The sequence below is a fragment of the Pseudomonas sp. NLJ1 genome (genome assembly GCF_049486705.1).
GTDB classification, from domain to species: Bacteria; Pseudomonadota; Gammaproteobacteria; order Pseudomonadales; family Pseudomonadaceae; genus Aquipseudomonas; species Aquipseudomonas inefficax.
In genome coordinates this window covers 3,777,895-3,804,226 of sequence record NZ_CP137735.1, presented here as the reverse complement: position 1 = coordinate 3,804,226, position 26,332 = coordinate 3,777,895, and the positions used below count along the sequence as shown (strand labels likewise).

22 protein-coding genes are annotated in these 26,332 nt (G+C 63.3%); 16 read left to right on the top strand and 6 right to left on the bottom strand.

Going from position 1 to position 26,332, the window contains the following annotated elements; all coding sequences use genetic code 11:
• The first annotated feature begins 146 nt into the window (after nt 1–146).
• The 11 genes from R9B85_RS17235 (at nt 147) to R9B85_RS17185 (ending at nt 13,183) form a co-directional block, all read left to right on the top strand.
• Nucleotides 147–1,739, top strand: coding sequence for an ABC transporter substrate-binding protein (locus R9B85_RS17235; RefSeq protein WP_423770395.1), 1,593 nt, complete (start codon nt 147–149; stop codon nt 1,737–1,739).
• 233 nt (nt 1,740–1,972) lie between these two features.
• A complete protein-coding gene (locus tag R9B85_RS17230; RefSeq protein WP_112250743.1) occupies nt 1,973–3,352 on the top strand; it encodes an OprD family porin in 1,380 nt (459 codons plus the stop codon).
• 77 nt (nt 3,353–3,429) lie between these two features.
• Nucleotides 3,430–5,040, top strand: a complete 1,611-nt coding sequence (locus R9B85_RS17225; protein ID WP_252378817.1) for an ABC transporter substrate-binding protein — start codon at nt 3,430–3,432, stop codon at nt 5,038–5,040.
• A 91-nt stretch (nt 5,041–5,131) separates the two neighbouring features.
• Nucleotides 5,132–6,142: an ABC transporter permease subunit gene (locus R9B85_RS17220; protein ID WP_012316108.1), complete on the top strand. Its 1,011-nt coding sequence runs from the start codon at nt 5,132–5,134 to the stop codon at nt 6,140–6,142.
• A 10-nt stretch (nt 6,143–6,152) separates the two neighbouring features.
• Nucleotides 6,153–7,079, top strand: a complete 927-nt coding sequence (locus tag R9B85_RS17215; RefSeq protein ID WP_025337799.1) for an ABC transporter permease subunit — start codon at nt 6,153–6,155, stop codon at nt 7,077–7,079.
• Nucleotides 7,080–7,089: 10 nt separating this feature from the next.
• A complete protein-coding gene (locus R9B85_RS17210; protein ID WP_003257886.1) occupies nt 7,090–8,058 on the top strand; it encodes an ABC transporter ATP-binding protein in 969 nt (322 codons plus the stop codon).
• The gene (locus R9B85_RS17205) at nt 8,058–9,026 is read left to right on the top strand and encodes a peptide ABC transporter ATP-binding protein (RefSeq protein WP_112250739.1); all 969 of its coding nucleotides are present in this window, start codon (nt 8,058–8,060) and stop codon (nt 9,024–9,026) included. Before R9B85_RS17210 ends, R9B85_RS17205 begins: the two co-directional genes overlap by 1 nt.
• Before the next feature lie 370 nt (nt 9,027–9,396).
• Complete coding sequence (locus R9B85_RS17200; RefSeq protein ID WP_207877705.1) at nt 9,397–10,206, top strand: AraC family transcriptional regulator; 810 nt, start codon at nt 9,397–9,399, stop codon at nt 10,204–10,206.
• A 64-nt stretch (nt 10,207–10,270) separates the two neighbouring features.
• Nucleotides 10,271–11,677, top strand: coding sequence for an NAD(P)/FAD-dependent oxidoreductase (locus R9B85_RS17195; protein WP_207877707.1), 1,407 nt, complete (start codon nt 10,271–10,273; stop codon nt 11,675–11,677).
• Nucleotides 11,678–11,709: 32 nt separating this feature from the next.
• Nucleotides 11,710–12,051, top strand: a complete 342-nt coding sequence (locus R9B85_RS17190) for a cupin domain-containing protein (protein WP_112250733.1) — start codon at nt 11,710–11,712, stop codon at nt 12,049–12,051.
• Between the two features lie 52 nt (nt 12,052–12,103).
• Nucleotides 12,104–13,183, top strand: a complete 1,080-nt coding sequence (locus R9B85_RS17185; RefSeq protein WP_423770394.1) for a polyamine ABC transporter substrate-binding protein — start codon at nt 12,104–12,106, stop codon at nt 13,181–13,183.
• Nucleotides 13,184–13,339: 156 nt separating this feature from the next.
• On the opposite strand, the gene R9B85_RS17180 is transcribed toward R9B85_RS17185, so the two are convergent.
• On the bottom strand, nt 13,340–14,923 hold the full coding sequence (locus tag R9B85_RS17180; protein WP_133970421.1) for a peptide chain release factor 3: 1,584 nt from the start codon (nt 14,921–14,923) through the stop codon (nt 13,340–13,342).
• A gap of 560 nt (nt 14,924–15,483) precedes the next feature.
• Here R9B85_RS17180 and R9B85_RS17175 point away from each other — a divergent pair.
• From R9B85_RS17175 to R9B85_RS17160, 4 genes are read left to right on the top strand one after another with little or no spacing between them, the layout of a single operon-like run.
• Nucleotides 15,484–16,197 carry an ABC transporter permease gene (locus R9B85_RS17175; RefSeq protein WP_133970422.1) on the top strand — a complete coding sequence of 238 codons (714 nt, stop codon included), beginning with the start codon at nt 15,484–15,486 and terminating at the stop codon, nt 16,195–16,197.
• A gap of 13 nt (nt 16,198–16,210) precedes the next feature.
• The gene (locus R9B85_RS17170) at nt 16,211–17,125 is read left to right on the top strand and encodes a glycine betaine ABC transporter substrate-binding protein (RefSeq protein ID WP_252378816.1); all 915 of its coding nucleotides are present in this window, start codon (nt 16,211–16,213) and stop codon (nt 17,123–17,125) included.
• A complete protein-coding gene (locus R9B85_RS17165) occupies nt 17,122–17,775 on the top strand; it encodes an ABC transporter permease (protein ID WP_112250725.1) in 654 nt (217 codons plus the stop codon). The genes R9B85_RS17170 and R9B85_RS17165 overlap by 4 nt, the downstream gene beginning before the upstream one ends.
• Nucleotides 17,772–18,929 carry a betaine/proline/choline family ABC transporter ATP-binding protein gene (locus R9B85_RS17160; protein ID WP_207877710.1) on the top strand — a complete coding sequence of 386 codons (1,158 nt, stop codon included), beginning with the start codon at nt 17,772–17,774 and terminating at the stop codon, nt 18,927–18,929. Before R9B85_RS17165 ends, R9B85_RS17160 begins: the two co-directional genes overlap by 4 nt.
• Nucleotides 18,930–19,034: 105 nt before the next feature.
• On the opposite strand, the gene R9B85_RS17155 is transcribed toward R9B85_RS17160, so the two are convergent.
• The 3 genes from R9B85_RS17155 to R9B85_RS17145 all read right to left on the bottom strand — a co-directional run bounded on the left by R9B85_RS17155 (nt 19,035) and on the right by R9B85_RS17145 (nt 23,052).
• Nucleotides 19,035–21,464: a TonB-dependent siderophore receptor gene (locus R9B85_RS17155; protein WP_215520302.1), complete on the bottom strand. Its 2,430-nt coding sequence runs from the start codon at nt 21,462–21,464 to the stop codon at nt 19,035–19,037.
• Between the two features lie 107 nt (nt 21,465–21,571).
• Entirely contained in the window at nt 21,572–22,534 is a 963-nt protein-coding gene (locus tag R9B85_RS17150; protein ID WP_112250719.1) for a FecR family protein, read from the bottom strand.
• A gap of 20 nt (nt 22,535–22,554) precedes the next feature.
• Nucleotides 22,555–23,052: a sigma-70 family RNA polymerase sigma factor gene (locus R9B85_RS17145; protein WP_112250717.1), complete on the bottom strand. Its 498-nt coding sequence runs from the start codon at nt 23,050–23,052 to the stop codon at nt 22,555–22,557.
• Nucleotides 23,053–23,545: 493 nt separating this feature from the next.
• Here R9B85_RS17145 and R9B85_RS17140 point away from each other — a divergent pair, with 493 nt between their 5' ends.
• Nucleotides 23,546–24,709 (top strand): type III PLP-dependent enzyme, encoded by a 1,164-nt coding sequence (locus R9B85_RS17140; protein WP_043208127.1) that lies wholly within the window; start codon nt 23,546–23,548, stop codon nt 24,707–24,709.
• Between the two features lie 157 nt (nt 24,710–24,866).
• Here the strand turns inward: R9B85_RS17140 and R9B85_RS17135 are convergent, their stop codons facing one another.
• Entirely contained in the window at nt 24,867–25,616 is a 750-nt protein-coding gene (locus R9B85_RS17135; RefSeq protein WP_112250715.1) for a tetratricopeptide repeat protein, read from the bottom strand.
• Nucleotides 25,617–25,619: 3 nt separating this feature from the next.
• Nucleotides 25,620–26,300 carry a Fe2+-dependent dioxygenase gene (locus R9B85_RS17130; RefSeq protein WP_133978441.1) on the bottom strand — a complete coding sequence of 227 codons (681 nt, stop codon included), beginning with the start codon at nt 26,298–26,300 and terminating at the stop codon, nt 25,620–25,622.
• Nucleotides 26,301–26,332: the final 32 nt, after the last annotated feature.

The window sequence follows — 26,332 nt, the reverse complement described above, 5'->3', positions numbered from 1 at the left end:
GCTAGCCAAGGCACCCGCCGAGCGGCGGGTGCCCCGCCAACCTCGCACCCCTTCATGTCGTCCCGCGGCCATCCGCAGCGGGGTCGGCGACCTGTTGCCGCCATTCGTACCCCGAGGCGGCGCAAACAGACGTAAAAGGACTTTCCATGCGCCATACCACCCGCCTTTCCGCCCTGCTGGCCCTGGGCCTGATCAGCCAATCGCCGGCCCTGCTGGCCAAAAACCTGGTGTTCTGCTCCGAAGGCAGCCCGGCCGGCTTCGACACCGCCCAGTACACCAGCGCCACCGACAACGACGCCGCCGAACCGCTCTACAACCGCCTGGTCGAGTTCGAACGCGGCGGCACCGCCGTGCACCCTGCCCTGGCGACCCGCTGGGAAGTGTCCGAGGATGGCCTGCGCTACACCTTCCACCTGCGCGAAGGGGTGAAATTCCACAGCAACAACGCCTTTGCACCAAGCCGCGACTTCAACGCCGACGACGTGCTGTTCACCTTCAACCGCATGCTCGACAAGAACCACCCGTTCCGCCAGGCCTACCCGACCGAGTTCCCCTATTTCATCAGCATGGGCCTGGACAAGAACATCGCCCGTGTCGAAAAGACCGATCCACTGACCGTGGTGTTCACCCTGAACAGCGTCGATGCCGCGTTCATCCAGAACCTGGCCATGAGCTTCGCTTCCATCCTCTCTGCCGAGTACGCCGAACAGCTGATGGCCAGCGGGCGCCCCAGCGACATCAACCAGCAACCGATCGGTACCGGCCCGTTCGTGTTCCAGCGTTATCAGAAGGACTCGCAGATCCGCTACAAGGGCAACAAGGCCTATTGGTCACCGCAGGATGTGAAGATCGACAACCTGGTGTTCTCGATCAACATCGACCCTTCGGTGCGCATCCAGAAGCTGCGTCGCAACGAATGCCAGGTCACCCTGCACCCGCGCCCCGCCGACCTGCCGGCGCTCAAGGCCGACAGCAAACTGCAGGTGCTGCAGCAACCTGGATTCAATCTCGGCTACATCGCCTACAACACCCAGCACCCACCGTTCGACCGCCTGGAAGTGCGCCAGGCGATGGACATGGCAGTGAACAAGCAGGCGATCATCAAGGCTGTGTACCAGGATTCCGGCCAGCTGGCAGTGAACGCCATGCCGCCGACCCAGTGGTCCTATGACGACAGCCTCAAGGACGCGCCCTTCGACCCGGAAAAGGCCAAACAGCTACTGCAGCAGGCCGGGGTCAAGCCGGGCACCGAGATCACCCTGTGGGCCATGCCGGTGCAGCGCCCGTACAACCCCAACGCCAAGCTGATGGCGGAAATGCTCCAGGCCGACTGGAGCAAGCTCGGCTTCAAGGTGCGCATTGTCAGCTACGAATGGGGCGAGTACCTCAAGCGCATGAAAAGCGGCGAGCACGATATCGCCCTGATCGGCTGGACCGGGGACAACGGCGACCCGGACAACTGGCTGGGCACCCTCTACAACTGCGATGCCATCGGCAGCAACAACTACTCGCTGTGGTGCGATGGGCAGTACGACAGCCTGGTCAAGCAGGCCAAGCAAGTCACCGACCGCACGCAGCGCACCGCCCTGTACCAGCAGGCCCAGCAGCGGCTCAAGCAACAGGTGCCGATTACCCCGGTGGCGCACTCCACGGTCAACCAACCGCTCAGCGTCAAGGTTTCCGAGTTCAAGGTCAGCCCGTTCGGGCGCAATGATTTTTCCGGTGTGAGTGTTGATTGATCTTTAGCCCTCAAGGGCCTCTTCGCGGGTAAACCCGCTCCCACAGGTACGGCGCACATGCCGAAACCTGTGGTGCACCTGTGGGAGCGGGTTTACCCGCGAAAGGGCCGGCACAGCCAACACAACGCCCCGATTCTGCCCGGCGACCCCGGGCAACCCTGGCAACACCGCAGCAGGAAGCCCGGCCCACAAGGCCAGGCAATAACTAGAAGAACAGAAAGGGAGCTTTAACCTTGAGACTATTCACCTTGACCGCACTGGCTTTATCCATCAGTGCCTTATCCACCGTGGCCCAGGCCGACCCGCAAAGCCAGGACTACGTGCCCATCACCCTCAAAGGCAGCAGCGAGCAGGAGCAGGCCAGCGGCTTCGTCGACGGCCAGAGCCTGTCCGGCAGCACCCGCAACTGGTACGCCCGCGAGCGCGCCGCACGCGCCCCGCTGTGGAAGTACTACAAGAGCGACGGCACCCGCCACGACACCCACAGCCGCGAGAACTGGGTGCAGGGCACCATCCTCAACTACAGCTCCGGTTTCACCCAGGGCACCGTCGGTTTCGCCGTCGAAGCCGCCGGCTACAACGCCATCGCCCTGCAGCAGAGCCGCGAAGCGATCGCAGGGCCCAACAACCGCACCCTGACCCACAGCGACGGCGACCCGGTCGGCCAGTGGAGCAAGATGGGCCTTGCCAACGTCAAGGCGCGCGTGTCCAACACCACCCTCACCGTCGGCCGCCAGTCCGTGGACACGCCGATGATCGCCTACATCGGCAACCGCGCCCTGCCCTCGAGCTTCCAGGGCGCATTCCTGCACAGTGCCGAATTCGACAACCTGAGCCTCGATCTGGGCACTTTCGACCGGGTCTCGCCACGTACCGAACAGAGCCTCAGCAAGTTCCGCACCGAGTACAGTGCCACTGGCGTGGAAACCGACCGCGCCAGCACCGCCGGCATCAACTACCAGCCGTTCAAGAGCCTGAGCACCAGCCTGTACGCCACCAAGGTCGACGACTTCTGGAACCAGTACTACTTCGGCGCCAATCATGTGCTCGGCGACAGCGCGGTGCTCAGCCTGAGCACCGGCCTGAACTACTACAAGACCGTCGACGCCGGCAGCAAGAAGATGGGCGAGATCGACAACGACACCTACAGCCTGTCGTTCGGCCTGACCCACCAGGCCCACACCCTCAGCGCCTCCTGGCAGCAGGTCAACGGCAACGAGTACTTCGACTACCTGCACGAAACCAACGGCATCTACCTGGCCAACTCGCTGCTGTCGGACTTCAACGGACCCAACGAGAAATCGCTGCAGATTTCCTACGTGCTGAACATGGCGCCGTACGGCGTGCCGGGCCTGAAGTTCAACTTGTACAACGCCCGCGGCTGGGGCATCGATGGTACCCATTACCGCGGTACCGCCTATGACGTGAACGGCCTGGATGGCGAAACCCATTACGAGTGGGGCTTCGGTACCAGTTATGCGGTGCAGAGTGGGCCGCTGAAAGACACCAGCATCCGTGCCACCTACACCGCGCACCGCGCCAGCAAGGCCCAGGGCGATGGCAGCCTGGACGAGTTCCGGGTGGTTACCACCATTCCATTCAACATTCTCTGACCGCCGGCGCCACGGCCTGCTTCGCTGCGGGCCGTGGCGGCTACGCTGGAATCAATGCAAGCAGGGAGTTACAACCCATGCAGAGAGCTTTCATGAAATCGCGTCCACTGCGCCTGGTCCTGACCGCGCTGCTTCTGGGCGGCGCCACGCAGCTGGCAGCCAAACCGCTGGTGGTGTGCACCGAGGCCAGCCCGGAAGGGTTCGACGTTGTCCAGTACACAACAGCTGTCACCTTCGATGCCGCTTCCGAAACGCTGTTCAACCGCCTGGTCGACTTCAAGCCTGGTACCACCGACGTCCAGCCGGCGCTGGCCGAAGGCTGGGACATCTCGCCGGACGGACTGACCTATACCTTCCACCTCCGCCGGGGAGTGAAGTTCCACAGCACCGACTACTTCAAGCCCACTCGCGAATTCAACGCCGATGATGTGCTGTGGAGCCTGCGCCGCCAGCTCGATCCGGCGCACCCATGGCACGACAAGACCAGTGTCGGCTACCCGTACTTCGAAAGCATGGCCTTCAAGAGCCTGCTCAAGTCGGTGGACAAGACCGACGATCACACCGTAGTGATCACCCTCACCCGCCCCGAGGCACCGTTCCTGCGGGACATGGCCATGGGCTTCACCTCGATCTACTCCGCCGAATACGGCGACCAGTTGCTCAAGGCCGGCAAGACCGCCGAGCTGAACAGCAAACCGATCGGCACCGGCCCGTTCATCTTCCAGCGCTATAACAAAGACGCCCAGGTCCGCTTCAAACCCAACCCGGACTACTTCCGCGGCAAGCCACCAGCCGACGCCCTGATATTCGCCATCGCCACCGACAGCAATGTGCGCTTGCAGAAGCTTCGCGCCAATGAATGCCAGGTCGCGTTGTACCCCAAGCCGGAGGATGTGCCGTCGATCAAGGCAGACCCCACGCTAAAGGTTGCCGAGACCGAAGCGCTGGTCACCGGCTACATCTCGATGAACACCCAGCACAAGTACCTGAGCGATGTGCGTGTGCGCAAAGCCATCAACATGGCCTTCGACCGCCAGACCCATGTCGACCAGCTGTTTGGCAAAGGTAACGCTCAGGTGGGGGTGAACCCGTACCCGCCGAGCATGATCGGCTACAACGGAGAGAACAGGAACCCGCCCCGCGACCTGGCCAAGGCCCGTGAACTGCTCAAGGAAGCCGGGGTGCCGGAAGGCACAGTGATCACCCTGTTCACCCGCAACGGTGGCGGCCCGACCAACCCCAACCCGCGCTTGTCCGCCGAGATGCTGCAAGCCGACCTGAAGCAGATAGGCCTGAAGCTGGATATCCGCGTGATGGAGTGGGCCGAAATGCTGCGCCGGGCCAAGAAGGGCGAAGCCGACCTGGTGTCCACTGGCTGGGCAGGTGACAACGGCGACCCGGACAACTTCCTCAGCCCGCTGCTCAGTTGCGAGGCGGCCAAGAACGGCGAGAACTATGCGCGCTGGTGCAACCCTAAGTTCCAGGAACTGATCAGCCGAGCCCGCGAAGTGATCGACAACGACGAGCGCGCAAGGCTCTATAGCGAGGCATTGAAGGTGTACGATGACGACCAACCCTGGATCAGCATGGCTCACCCGAAGGTGTTCACGGCCATGCGTGACAACGTGGAGGGCTACGTAGTCAACCCTCTGACCAACAACAACTTCGCCACCACCAAGGTGAAGTAGAACAACAACGACCGCCGGCACCCCACACGGGAACCGGCGGCACCACCGTAGCGGGCTGATCGCCCCACGGCCTGATGAGGTAACCCCGACAATGTTGAGCTTTATTGCCCGGCGCCTTGGCCTGCTGATACCGACCTTTTTCGGTATCACCTTGCTGACCTTCGCGCTCATACGCCTGATCCCCGGCGACCCGGTGGAAGTGATGATGGGCGAGCGCAGGGTCGACCCCGAAATGCATGCCCAGGCCATGGAGCGCCTTGGCCTGAACAAGCCGCTACCGGTCCAGTACCTGGACTACGTCGGCAAGCTGGCCCAGGGTGACCTCGGTGAATCGCTGCGCACCCGCGAAAGCGTGTGGAGCGAGTTCCTCACCCTGTTCCCGGCCACCCTCGAACTGGCCTTCGCCGCCCTGCTGTTTGCCGGCATCGTCGGCCTGCTGGCCGGGGTGATCGCCGCGCTCAAGCGCGGTTCGCTGTTCGACCACGGGGTGATGGGCATTTCCCTGGCCGGTTATTCGATGCCGATCTTCTGGTGGGGCCTGATCCTGATCATGTTCTTCTCGGTAAGCCTGGGCTGGACCCCGGTATCCGGGCGCATCGACCTGCTCTACGACATCGAGCCGAAGACCGGCTTCATGCTCATAGACACCCTGCTCAGCGACGAGGAAGGCGCGTTCAAGGACGCGGTGATGCACCTTATCCTGCCAGCCATCGTGCTCGGCACCATCCCGCTGGCGGTGATTGCCCGCATGACTCGCTCGTCGATGCTCGAAGTACTGCGCGAGGACTACATCCGCACCGCCCGCGCCAAAGGCCTGTCGCCGGCCCGCGTGGTGTTCGTGCATGGCCTGCGCAACGCACTGATCCCGGTACTGACCGTATTCGGCCTGCAGGTCGGCACGTTGCTGGCCGGCGCGGTGCTGACCGAAACCATCTTTTCCTGGCCGGGCATCGGCAAGTGGCTGATCGAAGCCATCGGTGCCCGTGACTACCCCGTGGTCCAGAACGGCATCCTGTTGATCGCCTGCCTGGTGATCCTGGTCAACTTCGTCGTGGATATCCTCTACGGCCTGGCCAACCCACGCATCCGTCATCAGCGCTGAGGCCCCCGCCATGACTAGCCCGATTCCGAAATCCGTCACACCGGTCAGCCCGGTGGACCAAAGCCTGCTCTACCCCTCGCCATACAAAGAATTCTGGCAAGCCTTCGCCCGCAACAAAGGCGCGGTGATGGGCCTGGCCTTCATGTGCCTGGTGGTGTTCTGCGCACTGTTCGCGCCGTGGGTGGCCCCGCACGACCCGAGCGAGCAGTACCGCGAGTTCCTGCTGACCCCGCCGGTGTGGCTCGAAGGCGGCAGCTGGCAGTTCATCCTCGGCACCGACGAGCTGGGCCGCGACCTGCTTTCGCGGCTGATCCAGGGCGCGCGGCTGTCGCTGCTGATCGGCCTGTCGTCGGTGGTGATGTCGCTGATTCCTGGCATCCTGCTGGGCCTGCTGGCCGGTTTCTTCCCACAACTGCTCGGCCCGTCGATCATGCGCCTGATGGACGTGATGCTGGCCTTGCCCTCGCTGCTGCTGGCGGTGGCCATCGTCGCCATCCTCGGCCCAGGCCTGATCAATACCGTGATCGCCATCGCCATCGTGTCACTGCCATCCTACGTGCGCCTGACCCGCGCCGCCGTGATGGGCGAGCTGAACCGCGACTACGTAACCGCCGCACGCCTGGCCGGTGCCGGGCTGCCACGGCTGATGTTCGTCACCGTGCTGCCCAACTGCATGGCACCGCTGATCGTGCAGGCCACCCTCAGCTTCTCTTCGGCCATCCTCGACGCCGCCGCCCTGGGCTTCCTTGGCCTTGGCGTACAGCCGCCGACCCCGGAGTGGGGCACCATGCTGGCTTCGGCCCGCGACTACATCGAGCGCGCCTGGTGGGTGGTGAGCCTGCCCGGCCTGACCATTCTGCTCAGTGTGCTGGCAATCAACCTGATGGGCGACGGCCTGCGCGATGCGCTGGACCCGAAACTCAAGAACGCCGCCTGAGGAGAACGCCATGTCACTGTTGCAGATCAACAACCTGAACGTGCGCTTCGGCGACGCCAATGCGGTACCGGTGGTCGATGGCCTGGACCTGACGGTGGAGGCCGGCGAGATCCTGGCCATCGTCGGCGAATCCGGCTCGGGCAAGTCCGTGACCATGATGGCCCTGATGGGCCTGATCGATGCGCCCGGGCGCATCACCGCCGACTCGCTCACCTTCGATGGCACCGACATGCTCAAGCTCAGCGGTCGCCAGCGACGCAAAGTGGTGGGCAAGGACATCGCCATGGTCTTCCAGGACCCGATGACCGCGCTCAACCCCAGCTACACCGTGGGTTACCAGATCGAGGAAGTGCTGCGCCAGCACCTGGGCCTGAAGGGCAAGGCCGCGCGCCAGCGTGCCCTGGAGCTGCTGAAGAAGGTCGAGATCCCGGCTGCGGAAAGCCGCCTGGACGCCTACCCGCACCAGCTGTCCGGCGGCATGAGCCAGCGCGTGGCGATTGCCATGGCGATTGCCGGCGAGCCCAAGCTGCTGATAGCCGACGAACCCACCACTGCGCTGGATGTGACCATCCAGGCGCAGATCATGGAGCTGCTGGTCAACCTGCAGAAGGAGCGCAACATGGCGCTCATCCTGATCACCCACGACCTCGCCGTGGTCGCCGAAACGGCCAGGCGGGTGTGCGTGATGTACGCCGGCCAGGCCGTGGAAGTGGGCCAGGTGCCGGAGCTGTTCGATGTGCCCGCCCACCCCTACAGCGAAGCGTTGCTGGCGGCCATCCCCGAGCACAGCATCGGTGCCGAACGCCTGGCCACCCTGCCCGGCATCGTCCCCGGCCGCTACGACCGCCCCGTGGGTTGCCTGCTGTCACCGCGCTGCCCGTACGTGCAGGACAACTGCCGGCGCCAGCGCCCGCCCCTCGATCCGCAGGCCCATGGCCTGGTGCGTTGCTTCTACCCGCTGAACCAGGAGGTGGCGTGATGGCCGTCGTTCTATCCGCCCGGGAGCTGACCCGGCATTACGAAGTCTCTCGCGGGCTGTTCAAGGGCCATGCCCTGGTCCGCGCGCTGAATGGCGTGTCGTTCGAGCTTGAGGCCGGCAAGACCCTGGCCGTGGTCGGCGAGTCCGGCTGCGGCAAGTCGACCCTGGCCCGCGCCCTGACCCTGATCGAAGAGCCGTCGTCCGGCTCGCTGCAAATTGCCGGCACCGAAGTGAAAGGCGCCAGCAAGAGCGAGCGCAAGCAACTGCGCCGCGACGTGCAGATGGTGTTCCAGAGCCCCTACGCCTCGCTCAACCCACGGCAGAAGATTGGTGACCAGCTGGCCGAGCCGCTGCTGATCAACACCTCGCTGAGCAAGGCCGAGCGGCGTGAAAAGGTGCAGAAGATGATGGAACAGGTCGGCCTGCGCCCCGAGCATTACCAGCGCTACCCGCACATGTTCTCCGGTGGCCAGCGCCAGCGTATCGCACTGGCGCGGGCGATGATGCTGCAACCCAAGGTACTGGTGGCGGACGAGCCGACCTCGGCGCTGGATGTGTCGATCCAGGCCCAGGTGTTGAACCTGTTCATGGATTTGCAGAAGGAGTTCAACACGGCTTATGTGTTCATCTCGCACAACCTGGCGGTGGTGCGGCATGTGGCTGATCAGGTGCTGGTGATGTATTTGGGGCGGCCGGCGGAGATGGGGCCGAAAGAAGATATCTACGAGAAGCCGCTGCACCCGTATACCCAGGCGCTGCTGTCGGCGACACCGGCGATTCATCCTGATCCGCTGAAGCCGAAGATTCGTATTGCCGGGGAGTTGCCCAACCCGCTGAACCCGCCGGATGGATGTGCGTTTCACAAGCGCTGCCCGTACGCGACCGAACGGTGTGCCAAGGAGGTGCCGGCGCTCAGGCAGGTGAGTACCCGGCAGGTGGCTTGTCACTATGCGGAGCAGTTTCTCTAGAGCGGCGTGAACTTCTTCGCGGGTAAACCCGCTCCCACAGGTTCTCCACAGTGTTCAAATCTGTGCGGTCCCTGTGGGAGCGGGTTTACCCGCGAAGGGCCGCACAGCGGCCCCGGCTTTTTCAATGCATGAAGAACCAGATCAGGATAATCACCGGAATCGGCACCCCGATCATCCACAGCAGTATCGAGCGCATGGCCTTTCTCCTTGTTCGATGGTGAACAGACCGGTGCACTCGCCATGCCACCCCTGACAAAAAATCATACTCAGCCGAATCAACAGCTTACCTCCCAAGCCGCTTGGCAAAACCGTGCAAGATGCCGGATCCGCCCACTTGCAGCTGGGTGTTCTGCAATGCACTATCAGGCGCATGACCGCCACCACCCTCCCCGACGGCCCCGAGCAGGCTCCGCTCACCGCCGACACCGTGCTGCGCTACCACCTGTGCTGGAAGCACCGCGACCTCGACGGCGTCATTGCGCTCTACCATCCCGACATCCAGTACCACGACTTCTTCCAGAACCGCGTGCTCGGCTACCAGGAACTGCGCGACTATGTACGCGCCTGCCTGCCCCATGAAGCCGGCGAGGACATCGTCCACAGCGACCGTATCCGCGTCGATGGCTGTACCGCGTTCATCCAGTATCAGGTCACGGTGCAGGGCGGCGATGGCCTGGTGGCGTTCCAGTCCAGTGAGGCGATCACCGTCAAGGACGGCCTGATCTGGCGGGTCAACGAATACGCCACACTGGTTCGCCAGAACGGCAGTGGCCATACCAGCAGTGGCCCACGCCCGGCGACCAGCCGCCTGGGCCTGTCTCCCCGACAGCTATCGACCATGGCCCAGGACCTGGAACACTACTTCCAGCGTCAGCGCCCCTACCTGGACCCGGAGCTGGACCTGCAGCAGGTGGCCGACGCCAGTGGCTACAGCCGCAACCAGATCTCCTACCTGCTCAACCAGGTGCTCGGGCAGAGCTTTTACCGCTACGTCAACCAGGCCCGCCTTCAGCACCTGATGGCCAGCCTCGATGACGACAGCGTCGAGGCCACCATCGACGAGCTGGCGTTCAATGCCGGTTTCAACTCGCTGTCGGCGTTCTACAAGTGCTTCCGCGAACATACCGGGCTCACGCCCAAGGCGTACCTGAAGCAAATTTCCCTGCGTGCACGCACGTAGGACAGCCGCCTGCCGACACCACTAGCATCGCCCACAGACCTTGACGGATGTGGAGCCGAACCCGATGCAACCCCTGCGCACGCTCAGCCTGTGGATGGACCAGCTCGAAGAGCCACTGTGCACCCGCCCGGCCCTGCGTGAAGACCTGGTAGCGGATGTGTGCATCATCGGCGCTGGCTATACCGGCCTGTGGACCGCCTACTACCTCAAGCGCCAGGCGCCGCAACTGAACATCGCCATGATCGACGCCAACATCGCCGGCTTTGGTGCCTCGGGGCGCAACGGCGGCTGGCTGATGGGCAACCTGCTCGGCGAAGACCGCCTGTTGGCCAGCCTGTCGCCGCAGCAACGCCGTGCCAGCATCGACCTGCTGCACGGCATACCCGATGAAGTGCACAGCGTGCTGCAACGCGAAGGCATCGACTGCGACTACCGCAAAGGCGGCGTGCTGTACTGCGCCGCGCGTTACCCGGAACAGGAGCGCAGCCTGCGCGCCTACCTCGACGATCTTTACCGTCAGGGCATGAGCGAGGACGACTACCGCTGGCTACGCCCCGAGCAGCTGGACGCGCAACTGCGAGTCAGCAATGCCTATGGCGCCATCTACAGCCCGCACACCGCGACCATCCAACCCGCCAAGCTGGCGCGTGGCCTGGCCCGGGCTGTAGAAGCGCTGGGCGTACCCATCTACGAAAACACCCCAGCCATCGACTGGCAGCCGGGTGAGGTGCGTACGCCGTTGGCGCGCATCCGTTGCCAATGGATGGTACCCGCCGTGGAGGGCTACGCCGCCAGCCTGCCGCCATTGGGCAAACATCAGCTGCCGGTCCAGAGCCTGCTGGTGGCCACCGAACCACTGCCAGAGTCTACCTGGGACCAGATCGGCCTGAACCAGGGCCAGGCGTTCAGCGAAAGCAGCCGCCAGGTCACCTACGGCCAGCGTACCGCCGACAACCGCCTGGTATTCGGCGCCCGTGGCGGTTACCGCTTCGGTGGCCGCCTGCGCGAAAACTTCAACCTCGACGAACAGGAAATACAACTGCGCCGCTACCTGTTCAGCGAACTGTTCCCGCAGCTGAAGCACGTGCGTATCACCCATTCCTGGGGCGGCAACCTGGGCATGGCGCGGCGCTTCCACCCACACATGCTCTGTGACCGTCAACGCGGCATCGCCCTGGCGGGCGGGTACGGGGGTGAAGGCGTCGGCGCCACCAACCTGGGCGGGCGCACCCTGGCGGCGCTGATCCTCAACCAGCACAACGAACTGACCGCGCAACCCTGGGTGCTCGACAACCGCCCGCTTTCAAGCCTGGCCAGTTGGCCACCCGAGCCCTGCCGCTGGCTGGGCTACAACGCAATCATCCAGAGCTTCGTCCACGAGGACCGGACCCTCGCCAACCCCGCAAGTGCGCCTTGGAGGCGGCGCCTTGCCAGCAATCTCGCAGACTTCATGGAAGGCTTCATGCACTGACTTCCCTTTTCCCGACACAGGATTTACCGGTCATGAGCATCACCCATTTCAAGAACACCGACAGCGCCGTGCTCGATAGCTCCAACCCCGTTGCGGTACCACTCTGCGAGCCCGTGGCGATCACCTCGGTCACCTGCGTGGAGCGCAACGACGGCGTCGAAACCGGCATCTGGGAGTGCACCCCCGGGCGCTGGCGGCGGCAGATCGTGCAGCAGGAGTTCTGCCATTTCATCAAGGGGCGCTGCACCTTCACCCCGGACGGTGGCGAGCCCCTGTCAATAGAAGCCGGAGACGCACTGATGCTACCGGCCAACAGCACCGGCACCTGGGATATCCAGGAGACCGTGCGCAAGACCTACGTGCTTATTTTCTGATCCGCTGATCGCCTGCCTTCGATAACAACAGACAAAGCAAGGTAACCCCGACATGCGCACGCTCCTTCTCGCCCCCCTGATGTTGGCCGCCAGCGTGGCCGGCGCCGCCGAAACGGTGAAGATCTACAACTGGTCCAGCTACGTTGCCCCAGACACACTGAAGAACTTCCAGCAAGCCAGCGGTATCGTGCCCACCTACGACGTTTACGACAGCAACGAAACCCTCGACGGCAAGCTGATGACCGGCAACTCCGGCTATGACGTGGTGTTTCCGTCCAACCACTTCATGGCCCGGCAGATACAGGGCAAGGCACTGAAACGCCTGGACAGATCGCAGCTGCCCAACTGGCACAACCTCAACCCGGTGCTGCTCAAGGCGCTGGAGGTGAACGACCCGGGCAACCATTACGGCTTCCCGTACCTGTGGGGCAGTACCGGCATCGGTTACAACGTCGACAAGGTCAAGGCGGTGCTCGGTGACCACGCGCCGCTGGACTCATGGGACCTGATCTTCAAGCCTGAGTACATGAGCAAGCTGAAAAGCTGCGGCGTCGCCGTGCTGGACAACGGCCCCGAACTGTTGCCGATCGCCCTGCATTACCTGGGCCTGCCGCACCACAGCCAGAACCCGGCGGACTACGACAAGGCCAAGGCGCTGCTGATGCAGGTGCGGCCATACATCAGCTACTTCCACTCATCGAAGTACACCGGCGATCTGGCCAACGGCGATATCTGGGTAGTGGTCGGTTTCTCCGGGGATGTGTTGCAGGCGAAGAATCGTGCCGAAGAAGCGAACAACGGCGTGAAGGTGGGGTATTCGATCCCGAAGGAAGGTGCGCCGATGTGGTTCGACATGGTGGCAATGCCGGCCGATGCACCGGACGAGAAGGCCGGGTATGCCTACATGAACTACCTGCTGCAGCCGGAGGTGATGGCCAATATCAGCAACCATGTGCAGTACGCAAACGGCAACCTGAAGGCGGACACGCTGGTTGACCCGGCGATGAAGGGCAACTCGATGATTTACCCGAGCGAGGAAGTGATGGGCAAGCTGTATGCGCTGGAGGCAATGCCGGCCAAGATCGACCGTATTCGGACGCGGATCTGGACCAGTATCAAGGCAGGGAATTGAATGCGGCCGTAACGTGACCCCTGTGGGAGCGGGTTCACCCGCGAATGCGTCGGTGAATTCTACATCGCATTCGCGGGTAAACCCGCTCCCACAGGGTCAGTAGCAGACTCTCGAAGCCAGGAGCAGGCCCTGGAAATCAGGAGCAAGCTCCCGAGATCAGTGATGCTCGCGGGTAGCGCGGAACTTGATGTCCGGCCAGCGCTCTTCCATCAGCGACAGGTTGACGCGGGTCGGCGCCAGGTAGGTCAGGTGCCCGCCACCGTCGATGGCCAGGTTCTCCATGGCCTTGTTCTGGAATTCCTCGAGCTTCTTCTTGTCGTCACAGCCGATCCAGCGGGCCGACCATACAGTGATCGGCTCGTAGGCGCACTCGACCTTGTATTCTTCCTTCAGGCGGCTGGCGACCACGTCGAACTGCAGCACACCGACTGCACCGAGGATGATGTCGTTGCTGCGCTCGGGGAAGAACACCTGGGTAGCACCTTCTTCGGCCAGCTGTTGCAGGCCCTGGCGCAGCTGCTTGGATTTCAACGGGTCCTTCAGGCGTACGCGGCGGAACAGCTCCGGGGCAAAGTGCGGGATACCGGTGAAGCCCAGCGCCTCGCCTTCGGTGAAGGTGTCGCCGATCTGGATGGTGCCGTGGTTGTGCAGGCCGATGATGTCGCCGGCATAGGCCTCTTCCAGTTGCTCACGCTCGGAGGAGAAGAAGGTCAGCGCATCACCGATACGCAGGTCCTTGTTGATCCGCACGTGGCGCATCTTCATGCCCTTCTCGTACTTGCCCGAGCAGATGCGCATGAAGGCGATGCGGTCACGGTGTTTCGGGTCCATGTTCGCCTGGATCTTGAACACGAAACCGGTGAACTTCTCTTCCACAGGCTCCACGGTGCGCTCGTGGGCAACACGGCCCAGCGGGCGCGGCGCCCAGTCGACGACGGCGTCAAGCACATGGTCGACACCGAAGTTGCCCAGCGCGGTACCGAAGAACACCGGGGTCAGCTGACCGTTGATGAACTCATCCTGGTTGAACTCGTGGCAGGCACCCTGCACCAGCTCCAGCTGCTCGACGAACGAATCGTACTGGTCGCCCAGGTGGGCACGGGCTTCGTCCGAGTCCAGCTTCTGGATGATCTTGGCTTCGGTGCGCTCGTGGCCGTGGCCCGGGGTGTACACCACGATGTAGTCACCGGTCAGGTGGTACACGCCCTTGAAGTCGCGGTAGCAGCCGATCGGCCAGGTGATCGGCGCGGCCTTGATCTTCAGCACCGCTTCGATCTCGTCCAGCAGTTCGATCGGGTCGCGGATGTCACGGTCGAGCTTGTTGATGAAGCTGACGATCGGCGTGTCGCGCAGGCGGCACACGTCCATCAGGGCGATGGTACGTGGCTCTACACCTTTACCGCCGTCGAGCACCATCAGCGCCGAGTCCACCGCGGTCAGGGTGCGGTAGGTGTCTTCCGAGAAGTCTTCGTGGCCGGGGGTGTCGAGCAGGTTGATCATGTGCTCGCGGTACGGGAACTGCATCACCGAGGTGGTGATGGAGATGCCGCGCTGCTTCTCCATTTCCATCCAGTCGGAGGTGGCGTGGCGGTCGGACTTGCGCGACTTCACGGTACCGGCGACAGCAATGGCCTTGCCCATCAGCAACAGCTTCTCGGTGATGGTGGTCTTACCGGCGTCGGGGTGGGAAATGATTGCGAAAGTGCGGCGCTTCGCGACTTCGGCGGCCTGGTTGGTCATGGGAAATCGCCTGACTTGGGGGATTAAAAAGGGGCGATATCATACCTGAAGTTGGGCCCGGGACCAAAACCTGAGGAATGCGTGGTGCCTGTACCGGCCCTTTCGCGGGTAAACCCGCTCCCACAGGTACTGCACAGGTATCGAATGCGGTGCGGTCACTGTGGGAGCGGGTTTACCCGCGAAAGGGCCCGTCCAGACACCACAAGTTCGCCAGGCAATCGCTTTATCACGACAAATGGCCACAGGGCAGTTGTTTCAACGCCTACAGCGCATCAAGCCACTGTTTTTTCTCGTCAAATTTCCGCAAGGGCAGTGATTAACGCTGGCCAAATGCCGCCCCAGATGGGAACCTTTACGCCCACGGAGACGTCCACTCCTCTGCAACCCGCTTCGGTTGGGGAGCTGTTTTCATCAGCATTTTCGGGCCCGACGGGGTTCGGCTCATGGCCTGATCGCAGCCTTCGGCGTGCGTCACGCTGCTACTCGCGAACACACCACCCGCCGCCAGGACTGGTCGGCAACCAAGAAGTGTGCTCGCCGACTACACAAGGAGTCCGCCTGTGGCTAAACGCTACGGAAAAGGGCTGTTGGGATGGGCCGCCGTGCTCGTCATCCTGGCCCTGCTGGTCCATTGGATCGGCATCGACACGATCGCGCGTTATCGCGACGATCTTGGGTTCTACCTGCAAGCGCACCTGGTACTGGTGCTGGCTTCGATGGCGGCGGCGCTGGCCGTGGGCATCCCTGCCGGCATTGCCTTGAGTCGACCGCACCGGGTCGACAAAGCCGAGCGTTTCATGCAGTTCTTCAACGTTGGTAACACCATCCCTCCCCTGGCCGTTCTGGCCATCGCCCTGAGTATCCTGGGCATCGGCGCCGGGCCCGCGATCTTCGCGCTGTTCCTCGCCTCCCTCCTGCCCATCGTGCGCAACACCTACGAGGGCCTGAAAAACGTCCCCGCCTCGCTCAAGGAAGCCGCCACCGGCATAGGCATGACCCCGCGCCAGCAACTGTGGCAGGTGGAACTGCCCAACGCCGTGCCGATCATCGTTGGCGGTGTGCGCGTGGCCCTGGCGCTGAACGTCGGCACCGCCCCCCTGGCGTTCCTGATTGGCGCCAACAGCCTGGGCAGCCTGATCTTCCCCGGCATCGCCCTGAACAACCAGCCACAGCTGCTGCTGGGGGCCGCCTGCACCGCCCTGCTGGCGCTGGCGCTGGACGCGGCGGTGAGTTTCTCCAGCAAGCGCTGGCTGGAACGTGGCCTGGCCCAATAAAGATAGGGAACGTATGAACAAGAGAATCGCCTTGCTGCTGGGCGCGGCCCTGCTGTTCGCAGGATTTGCCCAGGCAGCGGACAAACCGCTGATCCGCATCGGCGCGCGGGTGTTCACCGAACAGACCGTACTCGCCGAAATCACCGCCCAATACCTGCGCGCCAATGGCTATGACGTGCGCGTCACCACCGGCCTTGGCAGCAATATCGCGCGCCAGGCCCAGGAAACCGGCCAGCTCGACCTGATGTGGGAATACACCGGCGTGTCGCTGGTGTCGTACAACCATATCGACGAGCGCATGCCCAGTGCCGAGGCCACCTTCGCCAAGGTGAAGGCGCTGGATGCGAAGAAGGACCTGATCTGGCTGACCCCGTCGAAGTTCAGCAACACTTACGCGCTGGGCTTGCCCAAACAAGTGGCCGAGGCCTATCCACAGGTCAACACCATCAGCGACCTCAACGAGGTACTGCAAGCCGAAAGCCAGCACACCCACCTGGTGGCGCTGGATACCGAGTTCGCCAACCGCCCCGATGGCCTGGTCGGCCTGCGCGAGATGTACGGCCTGCCATTGGACCGCCGCAACATCCGCCAGATGGACGGTGGCCTGGTGTACACCGCGATGCGCAACAACCAGGTTTTCGCCGGGCTGGTGTACACCACCGACGGCCGCCTGAACGCCTTCGACCTCAAGCTGCTGGAGGACGACAAGCACTACTTCCCCGACTACACCGCCGCGCCGGTGGTGCGCAAAGCCGTGCTCGAGGCCAACCCGCAGCTGGCCGGCCTGCTCAAGCCACTGGCCGAGCAGCTGGATGACGCAACCATGCGCCAGCTCAACGCGAAGGTCGATGTCGAGCACCAGAACCCGACTGCCGTGGCCGCCACCTTCCTGCGTGAGCACCCACTGAACAGCGAGGGCCAGCCATGAACCTGATCGATACTTTCAACCACCTGGACTGGGCCCAGGTGCTGCAACTGACCTGGCAGCACATCATGCTGGTGGGCGTCGCCGTGGGCCTGGCGATTCTGGTCGGGGTGCCGCTGGGCATCCTCATGACCCGTTTCCCGGCATTCGCCGGCCCGCTGCAGGCCAGCGCCACCGTGCTGCTGACCATCCCTTCCATCGCCCTGTTCGGCCTGCTGCTGCCGTTCTACTCCAGGTTCGGCCAAGGGCTTGGCCCGCTACCCGCGATTACCGCGGTGTTCCTGTATTCGCTGCTGCCGATCATGCGCAACACCTACCTGGCCCTGACCAACGTCGAACCCGGCATCCGTGAAGCCGCGCGCGGCATTGGCATGACCTTCGGCCAGCGCCTGCGCATGGTCGAACTGCCCATCGCCGTGCCGGTGATACTTGCCGGCGTGCGCACCGCCGTGGTGATGAACATCGGCGTGATGACCATCGCCGCCACCATCGGCGCCGGCGGCCTGGGCGTACTCATCCTCACCTCCATCAGCCGCAGCGACATGTCGATGCTGCTGGTCGGCGCCGTGCTGGTCAGCCTGCTGGCGATCATCGCCGACCTGCTCCTGCAAACCCTGCAACGTGCCCTGACTCCAGAAGGACTGCGCTCATGATCGAACTGAAGAACCTCAGCAAAACCTTCAACGTCAACGGCAAGGACGTCAAAGCCGTGGACTCGGTAAGCCTCACCGTCAACGAAGGGGAAATCTGCGTGTTCCTCGGCCCCTCGGGCTGCGGCAAGAGCACTACCCTGAAAATGATCAACCGCCTGATCACCCCCACTTCTGGCCAGGTGTTCATCAATGGCGAAGACACCACCGGGCTGGACGAAGTCACCCTGCGCCGGCATATCGGCTATGTCATCCAGCAGATCGGCCTGTTCCCCAACATGACCATCGAGGAGAACATCACCGTGGTGCCGCGCCTGCTCGGCTGGGACAAACAGAAGTGCCGTGAGCGCGCCCGCGAGCTGATGCACATGATCAAGCTGGAGCCCAAGCAGTACCTGCAGCGTTACCCGCGCGAGCTGTCCGGTGGCCAGCAGCAGCGTATCGGCGTGATCCGCGCCTTGGCGGCAGAAGCGCCGGTACTGCTGATGGACGAGCCGTTCGGCGCGGTCGACCCGATCAACCGCGAGATGATCCAGAACGAGTTCTTCGAGATGCAGCGGGCCTTGAACAAGACCGTGATCATGGTCAGCCATGACATCGACGAAGCGATCAAGCTGGGCGACAAGATCGCCATCTTCCGTGCCGGCAAGCTATTGCAGCTGGACCACCCGGACACCTTGCTGGCGCACCCGGCGGATGAGTTCGTCAGCAACTTCGTCGGCCAGGACAGCACCCTCAAGCGCCTGCTGCTGGTGCGTGCGGAGGATGCCGCGGACAACGCGCCGTCGGTGAGCCCGCAGACGCCGGTAAGCGATGCGCTGGAGCTGCTGGACGAGCACGACCGCCGCTACGTGGTGGTGACCGATGCGCAGAACAAGGCGCTGGGCTACGTGCGCCGGCGCGATATGCATCGCCAGCAAGGGACCTGTGGCGACTTCCTGCGACCGTTCAATGCCACGGCGGCGCATGATGAGCATTTGCGCATCCTGTTGTCGCGGATGTACGAGTTCAACCGGGCGTGGCTGCCGGTGCTGGATGCCGAGCAAGTGTTCTTGGGCGAGGTGACGCAGGAGTCGATTGCGGCGTACCTGAGCTCGGGGCGTTCGCGAGGGGCCAAGACATCGATCGTGTCGCCGGCCGAGGCGCTGGTTTCCTAAGCCGGCCTCTTCGCGGGTAAACCCGCTCCCACAGGGTCGGCGCAAACTAAAGGCCTGCGCAGTACCTGTGGGAGCGGGTTCACCCGCGAAGCAGGCGACGCGGTGTCAGAACCCTACACTGGCCTGCACATAAAAGGTCCGCGGCTCACCCACATAGATGCCGGCATTGTTGTCGCTGGAGCGGGTGAAGTACTGCTTGTCGAACAGGTTCTTCACCCCCGCCGCCAGCTTCAGGTTGGACATCTGCGGCCCGAACTCATACCCGCCGCGCGCATGCCAGGTCACGTAGCCCGGAATATCTCCATACTGGCCATCGGCACTCGGCTCGGTGATGTAGTCACCGTTGAAACTGCCATCGGCATTGATCCCGGTACCCGGCGCGCGCTGCTTGGATTGGGCGTAGGCATCCAGGTTCCAGGTCCAGTGGTTGACCGCGTAACGTACGCCGGCAGTGGCCACCTGGCGTGAATAGAACGGCAGGTCACGGCCCTTGAAGCCAGGAATGTCCCCTTCATAAGTAGCGCGGGTATAGGTGTAGCCGCCGCTCACCGACAGCCCTTCCAGGCGCGGGTCCAGCTCGTCCAGGTCATAGCGTACCGAGGCCTCGATACCCTGGTGCTTGGTCGCGCCGAGGTTGGTCCAGCCGACATCGTTGCTGATGTACTGCAATTCGTCATCGAAGTCGATGTAGAACGCCGTCAGCTCACCGGCAAAGCCGCCATTGTCATAGCGGGTACCGATCTCGTAGGTCTTGGCCTTTTCCGGCTCCAGGCCATTGGCCGTGCTGTTGCCAGTACCACCCTGGCCCAGCTGAAAGTACTGCAGGCTGCCGAACGAGGTCTCGTAATTGGCGAACACCTTCCACGCATCGGAGATGTGATACATCACGCTAAGCGCCGGCAGCGGCTCGTTGCTGGTAATGCTGCGCTTCTTCTCCGCCACCGGCTGGCCGTTGGCGCCGAGCACCGGGCGGTCGCGCCAGTCGGTGTTGATGTGTTCGAAGCGGATGCCCGGGGTGATGGTCCAGTTACCCACATCGATCTTGTCGTCGATGTAGTAGGCGCTGGCCTCGGTACCGCCACTGCGGTCCTGGAACACATGGCCGTCGGAGCTCGGGGTTGGCGTTGGCACGTTGTCGATCAGCGCCAGGCGGGTCGTCTGCTCGCGCATCGCTTCTTTCAGGTAGCGATAACCGACGCTGACCTCCTGAGTGGTCGGGCCGGCGAAGAAGATCCGCGACAGCCGTGGCTCGATGGCGAACGTGTGGTAATTGCGCGGGTACGACGACAAGGTCTTCATGTCGCGCGAGGCAATGCTGCTGCCACGGAAGCTGTCGGTGTAGTACGTCAGCACTTCGAACTGGGTGGCGTCATCGAGCTGCCGTTGCCATTTGAACGACACATCCTTGCGCCGGCCGGCGAAGTAGTCGTAGTCGCGCAACGACTGGTACGGGTTGCTGTCGTACTGGGCCTGGGTCAGCCCGCCGGGCATGTCGGCACGGCCATCGTAGTAATGGAAGTTGAGCCAGAACTCGTCAACGTCGGTCGGCGCCCAGTGGGTCTTGAGGATGACATCGTCGATGTCGTTGCCGTTGTTGCTTTCACGGTAACCGTTGCCATTCACCCCGGTGTACAGCAGCGCCACGCCCATGCCGTTATCCGCCGTGCCGCCGACGAAGGCCGACTCGGTGTGTTTCCAGCCACCATGCTGGGAGGTTTCCAGGGTGGTGGACAGCTCGGCCGAGGCCTTCTCCGGGATCGCCCGGGTAACGAAGTTGATCACCCCGCCGACGTTCTGTGGGCCATAGCGCACGGAGCCGGCGCCACGCACCACATCGATGCTGTCGAGGTTGCCCGAGGAAATCGGCGCCATCGACAGCTGCGGCTGGCCATAGGGCGCGAAGGCGGCGGGGATGCCGTCGATCAGCACCGTGGAGCGTGGCGACAGGCGCGAAGTCAGGCCGCGAACGCCCACGTTCAACGACAGGTCGCTGCCGCCGGTGCCGTTGGAGTCTTGCACCTGCACGCCCGGGATGCCGCGCAGCACATCGCGCACATTCATTGCGCCCTTCTCCACCATCGCCTCGCGGCGCACTACGGTACGCGCGCCGGGGTGGTTCTGCACCACGCTCTGCTGGGCATCGCCCAGCCAGTCACCCACCACCTTGATGTCGGTGGGTGCCAGCTCCAGGCTGCCGGTGGTGAGGGTGCCATCGGCCTGGGCCGGCTTGACCATCACGGCGCCCTGGGACATTTCGTAGGTCAGGCCGCTGCCTTGCAGCAACTGCTGTAGCGCCTGTTCGGGCGCCAGTTGGCCGGATACCGCCGGGGCCTGCTTGCCGGCCACCAGCTCGGGGCTGAAGAACAGCTGCAGGTTGGTCTGCTGGCCAAGCTGGTTCAGCGCTGAAGCCAACGGTTGGGCCTGGATCTGGATGGTGCTGCCGGCCTCTGCGGCCTGGCTGTTGACAGCCACGGCACTGACCGCCAAGGCCAGCGCCAGGGCGCGGAAGCGTGGGAAGGGCTTGTTGTTGTTCACGTCGTCGAACTTCCTGGAATACCGAATAAACGCCAACCGCATGCAAATGGAAATGCTTGGCAGTTGCAGCTGGCGAGGAAGACGAACGAACGGAAAAAAACCTGAATCTATTTCGCGATTATTTCGCGCGAGCCATCTTCATGGGCCTTGATGGCCACCGGCAGGATGCTCGGCAAGGCGCGCAGCAGCGCGTCGGTGTCGTCGGTACTGAAGGTGCTGGACAGCCGCAACTGCGCGGCTTTGCCGGGGGCGACCCGCAGCGGCTGACTGCGGTAGCGCGAAACCTCGGCCACCACCTCGGCCAGGGTGGCGTCGTCGAACACCAGCCTGCCTTTGCGCCAGGCAGTCAGGGCACCGGTATTCACCGCATAGGGCGCGGCCACCTGGCCTTGCGCATCTATATGCGAGCCTTGGCCCGTCGTGAGTTGCGCCAGCGAGGCGCCCTTGCCCTGCACACGCACCGAGCCCTGCTCCACTGCCACGCGGGTGCTGGCCGGGTCCAGGCGAACGTCGAAACGGGTCCCGGTGACAGTCACGCTACCCTGGGCAGTGTCGACCACGAACGGCCGGCCACTGTCGTGGGCGACGGTAAACATCACCTCACCCGCAATCAGCCGGACATGCCGCTGGCCGGCGCTGAAAGCGACCTGCACTTGGGTGCCGCCGTTGAGTTCAAGGTGCGAACCATCCGGCAGTTCGACCTGGCGGCGTTCGTTGAAGGCGGTCTGCAAGCTGCCCTGGTGATTCAGTTGCTGGTAGTGCCAGCCCCCCCAGCCCAGGCCCAACGCCAGCGCGGCCACGCTGGCAGCCAGGGCCTGGCGCACGAAGCGCCGACGTGGCAACTGGCGTACCGGGGCCGGCTGGCACAGCGCTTCGAGGCGCTGGCGCGGGATGAAGCCGGCGGCCTGCCAAAGGCGGGCGAGCTGCTGGTACTCTTCACGGTGCCGTGCATCACCTTCCAGCCAGGCGTGCAACTGCGCCTGCAGCCCGGCATCGCGAGGCGCATCCTGCACCCGGGCGAACCACGTGGCTGCCTGCTCGCGGACGGTATCGGTACCGTGCTGTTTCATCGAAAAGGTCTCCTGACTCATCATGCCGACACATCCAGGTGCTCACGCAGATGCCGGAGCGTGCGGATCATATACTTTTCGACCATGTTCTTGCTCAGCCCCATGCGCTCGGCAATCTCGGCCTGGGTCAGGCCTTCGAGCTTCTGCCAGATGAACACTTGCCGGCAATTGAGCGGCAACTCCGCCAGCGCCCGCTCGACGCTGTCGGCCAGTTCCAGGGCATGCATGTAGGCCTCCGGGTCACCATGGCCGGCCACGCCTTCGTCGAAGGCTTCCAGCTCCAGGGCTTGGCGACGGTCCTCGCGACGGAAACCATCCACGGCAATATTGCGTGCGGTCTGGTGCAGGTAGGCGCGTGGCTGTTCGACCTGCTCGCGCGGGTTTTCCAGTACCCGGACAAAGGCATCGTGGGTGAGGTCCTCGGCCTGCTGTCGACTGCGCAATTTGCGCGTCCAGGTGCCGATCAGCTCATGGTAGTGGTCGAGGAAGCCTTTGGGTCCGGACACGGTCGGGGTCATCAGGGAGGCAGACAAGGGTGCGAATAGTAATGTTTCTCATCAAGTACGGCAATTCCGCCAGTCGGTAACAAAAAATTTATCGTCTTTTTCATGCACGGCAGTGCCAGGGAATGTGGCCATAAATATGAACACCTGAGGCCTTTTCGCGGGTAAACCCGCTCCCACAGCGATAGCAGAAACCCTGTGGGAGCGGGTTTACCCGCGAAGGAGCCAACGCGTTCCATTCCACAATTTTTTACGCTTGAAACACTGCGGGGAACATCAGCCGGTCACACGAGTCGGTTATTCAAATGGCTGGTCGTCGATCGACGCCGATCAGGCCCGGATTACCTGTTGATTCTGCATTCTTCACGCCCTAAAGTGCGCGCCGAACGTCCATGCTGGAAACGATCCATCCGGCTCAAGTACTGAGTAGGCGAACCAAAGTGGGGATACGGAGGACGTTCAGTTTGCAGCCACTTAAATTTTCAGTTTGCCCATGGAGTCCCTGAGCATGTCGATCCAGGTCGAAGACTATTTCGCGCGTGACACCTTCCAGAAGATGAAGGCATTTGCCGACAAGCAGGAAACCCCGTTCGTACTCATCGACACCCAGATGATCAGCCAGGCCTATGACGACCTGCGCGCGGGCTTCGAGTTCGCCAAGGTGTACTACGCGGTCAAGGCCAACCCGGCCGTCGAAATCATCGACCTGCTCAAAGAGAAAGGTTCGAGCTTCGACATCGCCTCGATCTACGAGCTGGACAAGGTGCTGGGCCGCGGCGTGACTGCCGACCGCATCAGCTACGGCAATACCATCAAGAAGTCCAAGGACATCCGCTACTTCTACGAGAAAGGCGTGCGCCTGTATGCCACCGACTCGGAAGCCGACCTGCGCAACATCGCCAAGGCCGCCCCGGGCTCGAAAGTGTACGTGCGCATCCTCACCGAAGGCTCCACGACCGCCGACTGGCCGCTGTCGCGTAAATTCGGCTGCCAGACCGACATGGCCATGGACCTGCTGATCCTCGCCCGCGACCTGGGCCTGGTGCCTTACGGCATCTCCTTCCACGTGGGCTCGCAGCAGCGCGACATCAGCGTGTGGGACGCAGCCATCGCCAAGGTCAAGGTGATCTTCGAGCGCCTGAAGGAAGAAGACGGCATCGAACTGAAGCTGATCAACATGGGTGGCGGCTTCCCGGCCAACTACATCACCCGGACCAACAGCCTGGAAACCTACGCCGAAGAGATCATCCGCTTCCTGAAGGAAGACTTCGGTGACGACCTGCCGGAAATCATCCTCGAGCCGGGCCGTTCGCTGATTGCCAACGCCGGTATCCTGGTCAGCGAAGTGGTACTGGTCGCACGCAAGTCGCGCACCGCCGTCGAGCGCTGGATCTACACCGACGTGGGCAAGTTCTCCGGCCTGATCGAAACCATGGACGAGTCCATCAAGTTCCCGATCTGGACCGAGAAGAAAGGCGAGACCGAAGAAGTGGTCATCGCCGGCCCGACCTGCGACAGCGCCGACATCATGTACGAGCACTACAAGTATGGCCTGCCGCTGAACCTGGCCATCGGCGACCGCCTGTACTGGCTGTCGACCGGCGCCTACACCACCAGCTACAGCGCAGTGGAATTCAACGGCTTCCCGCCACTGAAAGCCTACTACCTGTAATGCACGACGGGGCCGCAAGGCCCCGTTTTCATGTGTGTGCTGTCAGTTCCGGCCTCTTCGCGGGTAAACCCGCTCCCACAGGTATTGCACAGGTTTCGGAATCTGTGAGGACCGTGTGGGAGCGGGTTTACCCGCGAAAGGGCCGGCACAGGCAACCTCAAGCTCCGCGCCGTTCGATCTCCTCGGCATACCGCCCCGCAAAGGCCATCAACACCGGCCCCGCACCCTGCAAGGTCACCAGTGCCGCGCGCAGGAAATTCATGTTCCCCTCGACCCGTGCTTTCTCCAGCCAAGGCGCGGCTTCCGCCACCTGCCCACGCTCGACCAGCACCAGCCCCAGGCTGAACATGCCACGAAAATCCCCCGCCTCGGCCGAACGCCGATACCAGCGCACCGCCCGAGCCGGGCTGGGCGCTGTGGCGATACCCTGCTCCAGGTAACGCCCATACAGGTTCATCGACTTGGCATGCCCCATGTGCGCGGCCTTCTCGTAACACACCAATGCCTGCGCCTGGTTGGCCGGTAGGCCCCGCCCGGTGGCGAACAGGTTGCCCAGGTTGTAAAGCCCCCAGTCCAACCCGGCATCGGCTGCCTGGGCATAGTGGATGGCCGCCTGCGAAAGGTCTGCACTGCCACCCCAGCCATGCTCCAGGCAACGCCCCAGCATGTTGTGCGCCATTGCGCTGCCGCCCTGGGCGGCAATGCCGAACCAGCGCCGGGCCACGCTGGCGTCCGCTTCGATGCCACGCCCGTCGAGGAGGATCTGCCCCAACAGCAATTGTGCCTCGACCGCGCCCTGCCCCGCCGCAGCCAGGATCGCCTGGGCGGCCTTGCCAGGGCTTTCTTCCAGCATGGCCTGCAAACCGGCCACATCCACCACTTCTTCACGCCGCAACTGATAGGACACGGCTCAGACCTCGGCCCAGCGGCGCAGCAGGTTGTGGTAGGTGCCGGTCAGCTGCAGCAGTGATGGGTGGTCCGGCACATCGGCAGTCAATTGCTGGATGGCATTGTCCATCTCGAACAGCAACGCCCGCTGGCTGTCCTCGCGTACCAGGCTCTGGGTCCAGAAGAACGCGGCGTATCGCTGGCCACGGGTCACCGGGTTGACCTTGTGCAGGCTGGTGCCGGGGTACAGCACCAGGTCACCGGCAGCCAGCTTGACCTGCTGCACGCCATAGGTGTCCTGGATCACCAGCTCGCCGCCGTCGTAGCTGTCCGGATCGCTGAGGAACAGCGTCGAGGACAGGTCGGTACGCACCCGCTCCGGGCTGCCCTTGGGCTGGCGCAGGGCGTTGTCGATGTGGAAGCCGAAATTTCCGCCTTCGCGGTAGCAGTTGATCAGCGGCGGGAACACCTTGTGCGGCAAGGCTGCAGACATGAAGCGCGGGTTTTGCCACAGGCGGTCAATCAACGCACTGCCGATTTCCTTGGCCAGCGGGTGCCCTTCGGCCAACTGCAGGTTGTGCTTGGCCTTGGCCGACTGGTAGCCGGCCGTGACCTTGCCGTCGGCCCAGTCGGCCTGCTCCAGCGCCTCGCGGATACGGGCCAGTTCATCGGCGTCGAACAGGCCGGGGATGTGAAGCAGCATGGCGGCACTACCGTTGGAAAATGTAAAGGCGT

Excerpts from the sequence above, each read along its gene's own strand:
- R9B85_RS17235 (WP_423770395.1), top strand. The coding sequence starts at position 147 with ATGCGCCATACCACCCGCCTTTCCGCCCTGCTGGCCCTGGGCCTGATC.
- R9B85_RS17225 (WP_252378817.1), top strand. The coding sequence starts at position 3,430 with ATGCAGAGAGCTTTCATGAAATCGCGTCCACTGCGCCTGGTCCTGACC.
- R9B85_RS17220 (WP_012316108.1), top strand. The coding sequence starts at position 5,132 with ATGTTGAGCTTTATTGCCCGGCGCCTTGGCCTGCTGATACCGACCTTT.
- R9B85_RS17215 (WP_025337799.1), top strand. The coding sequence starts at position 6,153 with ATGACTAGCCCGATTCCGAAATCCGTCACACCGGTCAGCCCGGTGGAC.
- R9B85_RS17210 (WP_003257886.1), top strand. The coding sequence starts at position 7,090 with ATGTCACTGTTGCAGATCAACAACCTGAACGTGCGCTTCGGCGACGCC.
- R9B85_RS17205 (WP_112250739.1), top strand. The coding sequence starts at position 8,058 with ATGGCCGTCGTTCTATCCGCCCGGGAGCTGACCCGGCATTACGAAGTC.
- R9B85_RS17200 (WP_207877705.1), top strand. The coding sequence starts at position 9,397 with ATGACCGCCACCACCCTCCCCGACGGCCCCGAGCAGGCTCCGCTCACC.
- R9B85_RS17195 (WP_207877707.1), top strand. The coding sequence starts at position 10,271 with ATGCAACCCCTGCGCACGCTCAGCCTGTGGATGGACCAGCTCGAAGAG.
- R9B85_RS17190 (WP_112250733.1), top strand. The coding sequence starts at position 11,710 with ATGAGCATCACCCATTTCAAGAACACCGACAGCGCCGTGCTCGATAGC.
- R9B85_RS17185 (WP_423770394.1), top strand. The coding sequence starts at position 12,104 with ATGCGCACGCTCCTTCTCGCCCCCCTGATGTTGGCCGCCAGCGTGGCC.
- R9B85_RS17180 (WP_133970421.1), bottom strand. The coding sequence starts at position 14,923 with ATGACCAACCAGGCCGCCGAAGTCGCGAAGCGCCGCACTTTCGCAATC.
- R9B85_RS17170 (WP_252378816.1), top strand. The coding sequence starts at position 16,211 with ATGAACAAGAGAATCGCCTTGCTGCTGGGCGCGGCCCTGCTGTTCGCA.
- R9B85_RS17165 (WP_112250725.1), top strand. The coding sequence starts at position 17,122 with ATGAACCTGATCGATACTTTCAACCACCTGGACTGGGCCCAGGTGCTG.
- R9B85_RS17160 (WP_207877710.1), top strand. The coding sequence starts at position 17,772 with ATGATCGAACTGAAGAACCTCAGCAAAACCTTCAACGTCAACGGCAAG.
- R9B85_RS17150 (WP_112250719.1), bottom strand. The coding sequence starts at position 22,534 with ATGAAACAGCACGGTACCGATACCGTCCGCGAGCAGGCAGCCACGTGG.
- R9B85_RS17145 (WP_112250717.1), bottom strand. The coding sequence starts at position 23,052 with ATGACCCCGACCGTGTCCGGACCCAAAGGCTTCCTCGACCACTACCAT.
- R9B85_RS17140 (WP_043208127.1), top strand. The coding sequence starts at position 23,546 with ATGTCGATCCAGGTCGAAGACTATTTCGCGCGTGACACCTTCCAGAAG.
- R9B85_RS17130 (WP_133978441.1), bottom strand. The coding sequence starts at position 26,300 with ATGCTGCTTCACATCCCCGGCCTGTTCGACGCCGATGAACTGGCCCGT.